Below are 11,829 nucleotides of genomic sequence, written 5' to 3'. Positions count from 1 at the left end.
AACGGAGCAAGCAACTAACTAAAAAGGCCAGCAATTGATGCTGGCCTTTTTTAGTATGCGACTGCTTCTGTAAACTCATATGTAAATCGAGCTACAGAAGCTTTTGTAGTCGTTATTTATTCTTTTCAAAATGTTCGAAGTCCACATCTTCCTGCTTCAAACCGGCTTTAGGATCGTTATAAACGCTTTCGTCCAGTGCTCCTTCGCTTTTAGCTACAATGCACGACACCATACAGTCGCCTGTAATGTTTACCGCAGTGCGTGTCATATCCAGCAGTCTGTCTACACCGATAATAAGTGCGATCCCTTCAACCGGTAGGTTCACTTGCTGCAATACCATAGCTAGCATGATAAGGCCCACACCTGGCACACCAGCGGTTCCGATAGAAGCAAGGGTGGCGGTAAGTACTACCATCATATAGTCGCCAAGGCTTAAATCGACAGCGTAAACCTGAGCAATAAAGACCGTGGCTACACCTTGCATTATGGCCGTGCCGTCCATGTTAATTGTTGCGCCTAGCGGCAGGGTGAACGACGATACCGAGTTACCTACGCCAAGCTTGTTTTTCGCCGTTTCCATAGTGACGGGCAAGGTAGCGCTACTGCTTGAGGTACTAAATGCGAATAGCGCAGCGTCACGCATTTTTTTCATCAAGATAACAGGGTTTAATCCCGATAAAGCTTTTAGCAGCACTGAGTAGGTTACCAGGCCGTGAAGGATTAACACGCCAAATACTAAGAAGAAATATTTCGCCAGGCTCAGAATTGTTTCGCCACCAATAGTGGAGAAGAGTTTCGCCATCAACACGTACACGCCGTATGGCGCTAAGTTCATGATGATGGTAACAAGACGCATGATTACCGTATTAATATCTTCAAAGATAGCGGTAAGACGCTTGCCCGCATCACCTGTCATCGCCATAGCTATACCAAACAGTACGGCAAACACAATGATCTGTAGCATGTTGCCCTGTGCCATCGAGTTAATTGGGTTGCTTGGGAACATGTTAACGATAACGTCAGACAGGCTAGGGGCCTCTTTCGCTTGGAAGGTAGTTTCTGTTGTTAGATTTAGCCCGTCACCCGGAGACACCACTAAAGCTATACTCATGGCTAGTGTTATGGCAATGGCAGTTGTGACAACATAGAGTCCGACTGACTTTGCGCCAAGTCTTCCTAGTTTACTGGGGTCAGACAGTGTGCTGGTTCCGCAAATTAAGGAAACAAACACAAGAGGAACCACAAGCATTTTTAAGCTGGCAATAAATATTTGGCCGAGAGTGGAAAATATACCTTCTACAAGAATGTTATACGTTGAGAACTCTAAACCGAATATCGAAAAAGTAAAATCTCCGCTATCATCAAACAATAATTGGAGAAAGACACCAGTCAAGATACCGGCAGCCATGCCGATAAAGATGCGGGCGGTTAAACTATATTTATGTGCAGATGAAGACATTAATGTTCCCTGTGCATTTTTATATTTCTAATCTTTCGTAGTGTGCCAGATTCAGTTGATTTTTAAACATAAAAAACGACGCAATTGTCAATAAAAGAGGTTCAGGAACGAATTATGTCGACATTAGCGAAAACGCTAAGCCTAATTAGCGCATTATTTATGCTAACAGCATGTGGTGGGGGCGGTTCATCAGTCTCTCGAGATAACACGGATAACGGAAGCGGAGACGGCGGTACCACATCACCAACCTATACAATCGCTTTAACACTGGAAAATGAGAGTGGAGCAAGCGACAACAGCCTTTCTGAAGACAATAGTCTGTTTGTTGTTGCGACCGTGTCAGATCAAGATGGCAATCCGCATGCAGACGCGTTACTAACCTTTACGCTAAGCAACGAACAACTAGCAGAGTTTGGCAACGACACGGGAACGGCGCGTACAAATTCAAATGGTGTAGCCCGATTACGCCTTAATGCCAGCACGGCTTCTGGAGATGGCGAAATTACCGCTGCGCTCGGTAGCGGCGAAACGGGAACTACCACGTTTTCAGCCACAGCGGTCAGCGGCACAGATCCAGACTCTTTAGTTGTATCGTTGATTCTTCAGAACGAAGCAGGTGAGATTGATAGTAATCTTACAGAAGATAACAGCTTGTTTGCGATAGCAAGGGTGTCAGATCAGAATGGTTCTCCAGTTTCAGACGCTTTGCTGGCATTCACATTGAGTAACGATGAGTTAGCTGAGTTCGGTAATGACACAGGAACCGAGAGAACTGACAATAACGGTGAAGCTAGAATAAGACTAAATGCAAGCACTGCCTCTGGTGGTGGTGAAATTACCGCTACCTTGGGAACTGGAGAAACAGCGACGACAACATTTTCAGCGACCGCAATTTCTGGTACAGACCCCACGACAATAACTGTTTCTTTGAGCCTTCAAAACGAAGATGGGGAACCGGACAATAACTTGTCTGAAGACAATAGTTTATTTGCCGTTGCAACGGTAACAGATCAGAATGGAGATCCATTTACTGATGCTCTACTTACTTATAGTTTAAGCAATAACGCGTTAGCAGAGTTCGGCAATGACACAGGCACAGCACGAACCAACTCGCAAGGCGTTGCTCAGCTGCTTTTAAACGCCAGTACGGCATCGGGTGATGGTGAAGTCACTGCTACTTTGGCAACAGGCGAATCGGGTTCTACCACCTTTACAGCTGCAGCAGTTACAATCGAGCCTACAACGATAAATGTTTCACTAACTTTGCAAAATGAAAGTGGTGAAGCCGATAATAACCTTTCATCTAGCAATGCTTTGACTGCAGTAGCGACAGTCACTAATTCTTTGGGTGAACCTCAGACTGACCTCCTGCTAACCTTTTCGTTAAGTAACGATGAACTGGCTACCTTTTCAAATGACACAGCAACAGCACTTACAAATGCAGAAGGTGTTGCAACAATAGGTATGTCGGTGGGAAGCGCGTCTGGTGACGGTGAAGTGACAGCTACTTTAGCTACGGGTGAGGCCGATTCAACAACCTTCAGTTCTGAAGGTAGCACCACGGTTAGTGAAGAGCCTGCTTCTTTAGAGCTTTTCGCTGACAGTATTCAGTTGGCCTCGAGTGGCAGTGATGAGGTCGATCTCATCGCCTTGGTCAAAAACGAACAGAGTGTGTTAATGGAAGGGGTCGAAGTTAGCTTTTCGGCACAGACAGGCGATGGTGTTGAACTTCAGTTAACACAGCCTGAAACCCTTGCTGATGGAACAGCCCGAGCAGTACTAACATCACAAAATAATAAATCAAACCGCACTATAACTGTAACAGCAGAAGCGGGAAGTCTTACTGAAACTGTTGATATTACAATTGCTGGTACAGAAGTAACCATTAACGGTGCGTCTTCAGTCATTTTAAATGACACCGTTGAGTATACTATCCGCCTTCAAGACTCCGATGGGCAGTCTATCAACAACGAGGATATAATTTTAAGCGCCACTAGCGGCACCCTTAGCAGTACTTCAGTTAATACAGGAACCAATGGTCAGGCGACTGTGTCATATACTGCAACGTCGTCAGGGGAAGATACTATCATGGCATCTGCCCTAAATGCTGAAACAAGCTTTACCGTGCAAGTTCAGCAAGACGAGTTTAATTTTGTTAATTTGCCAACAGAAGAAGTGCCGCTGGGGCAAGCGCAAACTATTACTGTGCAGTGGCGCCAAGACAACGAGCCAGTAGTGGGTCAAGAGGTTACCTTCAGTGCCTCCCGCGGCGAAATTGCTGGAGAGCCAACAGTCGTTACTGATGCTGATGGCCAAGCGAGTATTGAAATTAGTGCAGACAACGCAGGCATCTCATCTATTAGCGCATCAGCAAGTGATGATAATGGTAACGCATTAGTGTCTGCATTGACGCAAATTGAGTTTATCGCAACTACACCGGCTACCCTTATCGCCGATGCTTCCCCTGATATCCTGGGACCAGACGGACAAACGAGCACTATTAGTGCTGTTGTGCGTGACATCGACGGTAACTTAGTAAAAAACAGCGTGGTTAATTTCTCTGTATCAGATGTCTCTACTGGTTTTGTATCACCGTCTCAGGCAACGACAGATAGCAAAGGTATAGCGACCACTGTATTTACCTCAGGTTCTGTTACTTCTGAAGACGATGTGGTTATAACCGCCACAGTAGCGGACAATGATTCAGTCTATGACGAAATAATGCTGACAGTAGGTGCTAGGGCATTCGATATTGTTATCGGCACGGGTAATGTTATTGAAACGCCTACTACTACTTCTTATCTAAAACGTTTCGCAATCTTTGTTTCTGATTCAGTGGGACGCCCGGTCAGCGGGGTAAATTTAACGGCATCGATTACCCCTGTTAAATTTAATGACCGAAGCGGACGCGGCATTTATCTGAGGGGGGATTGGGAATACAATACGGTTAATTCAATCTGGCAGCCTGTTAATGTTACTGAGTGTACTAATGAAGATCAAAACTCTAACGGTATATTAGATGCCGGAGAAGATCTCAATGATGACGAACAACTCACTCCTGGAATAGTCGGTACCGTGACATTAACCAACGATGGTATTACGGATGAAAATGGATATGCAGAACTAGAATATCGTTACCCTGAAAGTTACGCGGTATGGTATTTCGCGGAAGTAACGGTGTTTGGGCAGTCCACAGGTAGTGAAGCTCAAGCATCCATGAAGTATCGACTGGAAATTCTTGCAGATGATATTAACGACGAAGGTGTTAGCCCCCCTGCAAACCCTTTTGGTGAAGGCGATGATGATTTCACGGATGACGACTTAGTTTGTGAAACTGGCGTACCTTTCAACTAAGGTAATCAGAACGCTAAATTTGGTTTAAACCGCGAGTTAGGAAGAGTAAATCGTTTGAAGTTTGAATAAAGCCTGAGTTTGATTTTAACCTCAAATTCAGGCTTTTTTAGTAGAGCCTTATAAATATAAGGACACGTGATAAGATTGAGGAAATGTTGCTTTTAATTGCTTATTTTTTCAATTCATCGAGTTGATAATGATTATTTACCCCTGCTGGAACGGGTAAACCGAACCAATTTTAAGAATTTGTGTAAGCTCATCAAGCGCAGTACGAGATTCAATTAGCAGCTGCGGATCGCGCAAGTCATCTTCACTTAATTCATCGCGATAGTGCTTGTCGACCCAAGTATTTAAGCGTGCGAATTGTGCATCGTTGATTAGCGTATTTTGGTTAACCGCAGCGAGTTCTTGGTCGTTCATTGCAACGCGCAAACGCAAACATGCTGGTCCACCGCCATTACGCATACTTTGTTTAACGTCAAAGTAATTAACCGATTTGATGGGCGTACCCAGAGATACCAGCTTGTCTAAATAACGCTTAACGGCTTCATTTTCCTGACATTCAGTTGGCGCAATAATTGTCATGTCGCCACTTGGAAGGGTAATAATTTGTGTATTGAACAAGTAGGTTTTTACTGCGTCTTGTACAGAGACTTCAGCAGTCGGCACTTCGATAAAGTGAAGCGGTTCGCTACCAAATTTAGCTTGAAGCTCTTTAAATCCAGCGTCTTTTTGATAAAACGCTTGCTCGTGGAAAAACAACACATTTTGGTTACCAACAGCGATCACATCGTTGTGGAATACGCCCTGGTCGATAACCTCTGGGTTTTGCTGCATGTAAACTACGCCATCGTCTTCAAGGCCGTGCAAACGGGCTACAGCTTGGCATGCTTCTAACGTCTGGCGAGCTGGAAATTTTTTCGATGCTGGTTTGCTGGTATCAAATGCATGACGACCATAAACAAACAACTCTACGCCTGCCTGACCATAGTTGCTGCAAAGTCGCGTGTGGTTGGCTGCACCTTCGTCACCAAAATGCTCGTTATCTGGCAGGTGCTGGTGATGAGCAAAGTGCTTTTCGTTGGCAAATGTACCGCGCAGGATATTGCCTGTAACCTGAGGCTCTAATGAACGATGGAACTTATTGGTCAAGTTTGCAGGGGTAAAGTGAACACGACCATCGGCAGTATCGGCACTAGGAGACACAGTGGCGGCATTTGCAGTCCACATGCTACTGGCAGAACAACAAGCAAGGAAAATCTCGCGAGATTGCTTTGCAGCGCTTTCTAGCACGCGAGCATCAGAGCCTGTGAAGCCTAATCGGCGCAGTGCGGCGATGTCAGGACGTTCTTGTGGGGCCAACACACCTTGAACCATTCCCATATCGGCCAACGCCTTTGCTTTGGCTAAGCCTTGCTTTGCAGCTTGCTTTGGACTGCTCTTTGCGTTTGCGTTGTTCAGGGAAGCGACATTGCCAAACGACAAACCGGCATAGTTATGGGTAGGTCCTACAAGACCATCAAAGTTAACTTCAAACTGCTTCATACTTTCCCTCATTCTTGGAGTTTTGGCGTTTGACCCTATATGTTACTTTTCCATACGCACTGCGATTAATTTAATAGCAGCGGCAACGCTTTCGTTCTTTTACAGGGGCAAACGATGCACTTCTTCACACCTGAACATGTTGTCAGGCTAGGTTGGAATGGCTGGCATTATACGGCTTTTAAGGCCAATGCCAATCGCGCTGTTTATTTATTGTACGGTTTTTGCGCGTGTTTAAAGCAAAGGAAAGAATAAGTATGAAGAAGATCTTGTTTTCCATTCACTTTGTAGATATATGTTAAAAAAGAGCGAGTACCCTATATATAGTGCAAGGTTGCTCCAATTTTCAGAATTTGACGTAAATAGTCATTAAAAATCAATAGGTTTAGTTCAATTATATGGCAAAATCACTGGTCATAGTCGAGTCACCAGCCAAAGCGAAAACGATAAATAAATATCTCGGTAAAAATTTTATCGTAAAAAGTTCGGTTGGCCACGTGCGAGATCTTCCGACGAAGGCTTTAGGCAAAGTAGAGCCTAAAAAACCGGCTAAAGAACTCAAAACTTTAAGCGAAGAAGAGCGTCAAGAATATCTTCGCCGTCACGAATATTTGAAGCTTGTAGACAGAATGGGTGTGGATCCAGAGAAAGACTGGAAAGCCCACTATCAAGTGCTACAGGGTAAAGAGAAAGTCGTTAACGAACTTAAAAAGCTTGCTAAAGATGCTGACACTATCTATCTCGCGACCGATTTGGACCGCGAAGGGGAAGCGATTGCATGGCATTTACAAGAGCTGCTAGGTAAAAAAGACAAAACTTACCAGCGAGTGGTGTTTAACGAAATTACTAAAAACGCGATTCAAGATGCGTTCTCAGATCCGGGCGAACTAAACATTTCTCGCGTCAACGCCCAGCAGGCTCGTCGATTCCTAGACCGTGTTGTAGGCTTCATGGTATCGCCACTTCTGTGGAAAAAAATTGCGCGAGGCCTCTCAGCTGGGCGTGTTCAATCGGTAGCGGTTAGGCTTGTTGTAGAGCGTGAGCGAGAAATTAAAGCGTTTGTACCTGAAGAGTTTTGGGACGTACACGCAGATTTAACTAGCCAGCAAAAAGCGGCACTGCGCATGCTGGTAGCAAAGCACCAGGGCAATGCGTTCAAGCCTAAAAACAAGGCCGAAACAGATAAAGCGCTTGCTGACTTAGAAGAGGCTAACTACACGGTAGAAAGCCGCGAGTCAAAGCCTACGCAAAGTCGTCCTTCTGCACCATTTATTACCTCAACGCTACAACAAGCGGCAAGTACTCGATTGGGCTTTGGTGTTAAGAAAACCATGATGATGGCACAGCGCCTTTATGAGGCGGGCTACATCACCTATATGCGTACGGATTCAACCAATTTAAGCCAAGAGGCGTTGGACAATGCTCGTGCGTATATTTCAGATAATTTTGGTGACAAGTACCTGCCTGATTCGCCAAATCGCTACGGCAGTAAAGAAGGTGCGCAAGAGGCGCACGAAGCGATCCGCCCTTCAAACGTGAGCATAAGTGCTGCAAGTTTAGGCGATATGGAACGCGATGCACAGCGTCTTTATGAGCTTATTTGGCGCCAGTTTGTGGCCTGTCAAATGACTCCAGCTAAGTACGATGCAACCACTATCAAAGTGGCGGCGGGTGATTACGAGCTGACGGCGAAAGGCCGCGTACTTAAGTTCGATGGTTGGACTCGCGTTCAACCTCAGCTTCGCAAAAAAGGCGAAGAAGAGCTCATGTTGCCTGATGTACAAAAAGGCGATGTGCTTGACTTAAAAGCGCTTGATCCTAAACAGCACTTCACCAAGCCTGTAGCGCGATTTAATGAAGCTTCGTTGGTAAAAGAGCTTGAAAAACGCGGTATTGGTCGTCCATCGACCTACGCCAGTATTATTTCGACGATTCAAGATCGCGGCTATGTGCGCTTAGAGAACAAGCGTTTTTATGCCGAGAAAATGGGCGAAATCGTAAACGATCGTCTGATGGAAAACTTTGACGATTTAATGAGCTATGACTTTACTGCCAACATGGAGCAGCATCTTGATGATATTGCTGAAGGCAAGAAAGATTGGAAGGACGTGCTCAACGACTTTTACAGCGGCTTCTACGGAAAACTGTTAAACGCTGAGAAAGACCCTGAAGAGGGCGGTATGCGCTTGAATCAGGCAGTGCCTGCAGGTGTTGAGTGCGATAAATGCGGCCGTGAAATGAACGTGAGAACCGCGTCAACTGGCGTATTCTTGGGCTGTTCAGGCTACAATTTACCGCCGAAAGAGCGCTGCACAAACACCATGAATTTAACGCCTGGTGATGAAGTCGTGAAAGTGGACGATGAAGAAGAGCTCGAAACAGAAGCGCTTCGTTCTAAAAAGCGTTGTCCTAAGTGCGGCACGGCGATGGACAGTTACTTGGTTGACGAAACCCGTAAACTTCATGTGTGTGGTAACACGCCAACATGTGATGGCACCTTAGTTGAAACAGGCACATTCAAGATAAAAGGCTATGACGGCCCCATTATTGAGTGTGATAAATGTGGCAGCGATATGGAGCTTAAAAACGGTCGATTTGGTAAATACTTCGGCTGCACCAACGAAGAGTGTAAGAATACTCGTAAGCTACTTAGAAACGGTGAAGCTGCGCCGCCAAAAGAAGATCCGGTAGATTTACCTGAGCTTCCGTGTGAAAAGTCTGACGCGCACTTTATGCTACGTGATGGCGCTTCGGGAATTTTCTTAGCGGCGCATAACTTTCCAAAGTCGCGTGAAACTCGTGCGCCGAAAGTGGAAGAACTTGCTCGCTTTAGAGATAGAATTTCGCCGAAATTCTACTATCTTGCTGATGCGCCACAAACAGACCCTGATGGTAACCCTGCAATAGTTCGATACAGCAGGAAGACCAAACAGCAATACGTGATGTCTGAGAATGACAACGGTAAAGCAACAGGATGGTCTGCGTGGTACGACAATGGCAAATGGCAGGAGCAAGCCGCTAAAAAGCCAGCGACTAAAGCCAAGAAGAAGTAACGCCTTTAATTCGGAAAACGTAAAATAGACCTTTAATTGAAATTCACAAGCCCGACATTGCTCGGGCTTGTTACGTAGTTAAAAGACGGTAAACGTCTGCAAAGCGTATCAATAGAAACAGAGTAACAGAGAGTAATTATGGCCTCCTTACAAGACCAACTACTGAAAGCCGGTTTGGCCGATAAAGCGTCTGCAAAGCAAGCGCGTGCAGATAAACGCAAAAAACAAAAGCAAAAGAATAAGCAAAAACAACCTGTCGTTGATGAAGCAACGTTAGCGGCCCAACAAGCCGCAGAAGAGAAAAAGGCGCGCTCAAGAGAACTGAATCAACTTCAGCAGCAAGAAAGAGAAAAGCGCTCGATTGCTGCACAGGTCAGACAACTTATTACTGTAAACAAACAGCCGCGTAACGGCGAAACGCTACTTAACTTTACTCACGACAATGTCGTTAAACGTATGTATGTGAGCGAAGAAATGCACAAGCAAGTAACAAAAGGTCGTTTGACCGTGGTACTGCTAGACGACGCTTACGAACTGGTTCCGACGCCGGTTGCTGACAAAATTGCTCAGCGTGATGAAGCTTCAATTATTTATCGTGCTGATCTAGATAAGAGTGGTAATGACGGTAATGACGAAGCTGAAGACGACTGGTATGCCGACTACGAAATCCCAGATGATTTGACCTGGTAGTCTTCCAAAGCTCACCGCCTTTTTGCGTTAAGGTAAATTGGGTGGTGAGTAAGCTTTCCCTGTTTTTATTTAACCTATTCTGCGTTTTACATACCTTTCCCAATAGCCAGACTTTGGCTAAACGGGCTCACAGCGAGTGCGATTGTAACCCTCTTTACTGCAGGGGTTATATATTAAATAACTGTTTTAATTTAAGTATTCTTTTTGATGTTCTTTTGGGCGCTCATATTTGAGCCGCTACGCATTAATTGTTAAAAATGCATTGCGCCTCAACTTTCTAGTCTATAGTTACTAAAGCGTAATAAGTATCGCTGGCAATAGTTATTAGCATAGCATGCTGTTTATCAACTCGGGAGGGAAGCCATGAACGGTTTACCGAAGCTGGTTTTAGGTGTCGCGGTATCATTATGTATATCACTGCCTGCAAATGCAGGGCTGTTCAACATTTCTATTAATAATCTTGGAGGTCTAACGCCTTCACAATCCAGCGCATTTGACGATGCAGTTGCTTATAGGGAATCTTATTTGATAGGCGTTCAAAGTACGTTTGACCACAGTATTGTTATAGATGCGAGTGGAGCGCTAATTGATGGCCCAGGCGGGGGGGTAGGCAGTGCTAGCCCAACTAGTATCATGCAGTTCTCCGATAGTGCGTTTGTTTATGCAAATAGAGGTCGCATGCGCTTTGATACGGCAGATTTAGATAACATGGAAAATAATGGCACACTGTTCGATGTTATTTTACACGAAATGGCTCATGTTATCGGGTTTGGAATTTTGTGGACAACTGACTTTTTAAGAGCGGGTAGCCAGTCAAATTATGTCATGAATTCGGGGCGATACACGGGGGAGTATGCGCTAGAAATATATCGACAAGAATTTGTTGAAGACGCTGAATTTATTCCAGTAGAACTCGGAGGGGGAGAGGGTACTGCTAACAGTCATTGGGATGAGCCTTGGCCTGGTGGAGCTAGTACACTTCAGACTTAATGACCGGTTATCTGGGGCCATATCCAATTACATTAAGTGATACCACTGTCGCATCGTTCGCTGATATTGGCTATTTAACTATCGTAACTCATGCGGTGAGTGAAGCATCGACGTTATACCTTATTATTCTGATGTTATGGTATTTAAGCCACCAACGTCGCGCTTAAAATCTTAGAGCAATAACGCATTAGAAGTGTAGGATTGGCTTCTATTAATCGTTGGTAAAAACTTTTGAACTAATTGTTCATTGGTTAAAGCCTCTAATGCGAAAGCTTTATCAAATAGTTTTTCAGTCAATAAAGCAAGTGGATAAGTCACACTAGTAATATAAGCGTTAAATGGAGAAGGTGAACAGTAGTTTCCGAATGTAATTATATTTATATGATGCTTACTGTTACTAAAATGGTCATAAAATACACTGGCTAGACCCATTGCCGTGCTTGGTAGATCTGTAATAATTATATTTGGCATGTCATTAGAGGAAATGAGGTCTCGCATCAGGTTTTCGCCGTTATTGAAGCTATCTGTTGTCCTATGCTCCAAAAAGGAGGCCTCTAAATTGTCCCTAATTATTTTCTCTCTGTAGTGAGCATTGAAGGCAGGCTTAATGTCATAGATACAAAGACAATTGCTATCTTTTTGGACAAAGTCAATTATCATTTCAGCTGCTTTTTGATGATCGAAGGTTACGCATCGCTCAGGAAACGACTTTACAAAACGGTCTATAATGTACAGATTTGG

At 44.6% G+C, this 11,829-nt stretch carries 7 protein-coding genes; 4 read left to right on the top strand and 3 right to left on the bottom strand.

All coding sequences use genetic code 11. The annotated features are described in order from the left end of the window. Positions 1-112: 112 nt before the first annotated feature. Positions 113-1,459, bottom strand: coding sequence for a dicarboxylate/amino acid:cation symporter (locus KUL49_RS02440; RefSeq protein WP_014949187.1), 1,347 nt, complete (start codon positions 1,457-1,459; stop codon positions 113-115). A 114-nt stretch (positions 1,460-1,573) separates the two neighbouring features. Between KUL49_RS02440 and KUL49_RS02435 the strand changes: the two genes are divergently transcribed. Further along, a complete protein-coding gene (locus tag KUL49_RS02435; protein WP_131136193.1) occupies positions 1,574-4,813 on the top strand; it encodes an S-layer family protein in 3,240 nt (1,079 codons plus the stop codon). Between the two features lie 204 nt (positions 4,814-5,017). Here KUL49_RS02435 and astB read toward each other — a convergent pair whose 3' ends face one another. Continuing rightward, the gene (gene astB / locus KUL49_RS02430; protein ID WP_131136192.1) at positions 5,018-6,358 is read right to left on the bottom strand and encodes an N-succinylarginine dihydrolase; all 1,341 of its coding nucleotides are present in this window, start codon (positions 6,356-6,358) and stop codon (positions 5,018-5,020) included. 395 nt (positions 6,359-6,753) lie between these two features. On the opposite strand from astB, the gene topA reads away from it, so the two are divergent. From topA to KUL49_RS02415, 3 genes are all read left to right on the top strand, one after another. Then, on the top strand, positions 6,754-9,408 hold the full coding sequence (gene topA, locus KUL49_RS02425) for a type I DNA topoisomerase (protein ID WP_131136191.1): 2,655 nt from the start codon (positions 6,754-6,756) through the stop codon (positions 9,406-9,408). A 138-nt stretch (positions 9,409-9,546) separates the two neighbouring features. Next, positions 9,547-10,098: a DUF2058 domain-containing protein gene (locus tag KUL49_RS02420; protein ID WP_131136190.1), complete on the top strand. Its 552-nt coding sequence runs from the start codon at positions 9,547-9,549 to the stop codon at positions 10,096-10,098. Between the two features lie 363 nt (positions 10,099-10,461). Continuing rightward, positions 10,462-11,088, top strand: coding sequence for a leishmanolysin (locus KUL49_RS02415; protein ID WP_242633705.1), 627 nt, complete (start codon positions 10,462-10,464; stop codon positions 11,086-11,088). Positions 11,089-11,259: 171 nt separating this feature from the next. Here KUL49_RS02415 and KUL49_RS02410 read toward each other — a convergent pair whose 3' ends face one another. Then, the gene (locus KUL49_RS02410; RefSeq protein ID WP_131136189.1) at positions 11,260-11,748 is read right to left on the bottom strand and encodes a hypothetical protein; all 489 of its coding nucleotides are present in this window, start codon (positions 11,746-11,748) and stop codon (positions 11,260-11,262) included. Between the last annotated feature and the right edge of the window lie 81 nt (positions 11,749-11,829).

The organism is Alteromonas sp. KUL17 (genome assembly GCF_006538305.1).
Lineage (GTDB): Bacteria > Pseudomonadota > Gammaproteobacteria > Enterobacterales > Alteromonadaceae > Alteromonas > Alteromonas macleodii.
The sequence above is the reverse complement of the archived record's forward strand: the minus strand, read 5'-3'. Positions and strand labels throughout refer to the sequence as shown.

Coding starts and splice junctions, on each gene's coding strand:
- KUL49_RS02420 (WP_131136190.1), top strand. CDS start 9,547: ATGGCCTCCTTACAAGACCAACTACTGAAAGCCGGTTTGGCCGATAAA.
- astB (WP_131136192.1), bottom strand. CDS start 6,358: ATGAAGCAGTTTGAAGTTAACTTTGATGGTCTTGTAGGACCTACCCAT.
- KUL49_RS02415 (WP_242633705.1), top strand. CDS start 10,462: ATGAACGGTTTACCGAAGCTGGTTTTAGGTGTCGCGGTATCATTATGT.
- topA (WP_131136191.1), top strand. CDS start 6,754: ATGGCAAAATCACTGGTCATAGTCGAGTCACCAGCCAAAGCGAAAACG.
- KUL49_RS02410 (WP_131136189.1), bottom strand. CDS start 11,748: ATGATAATTGACTTTGTCCAAAAAGATAGCAATTGTCTTTGTATCTAT.
- KUL49_RS02440 (WP_014949187.1), bottom strand. CDS start 1,459: ATGTCTTCATCTGCACATAAATATAGTTTAACCGCCCGCATCTTTATC.
- KUL49_RS02435 (WP_131136193.1), top strand. CDS start 1,574: ATGTCGACATTAGCGAAAACGCTAAGCCTAATTAGCGCATTATTTATG.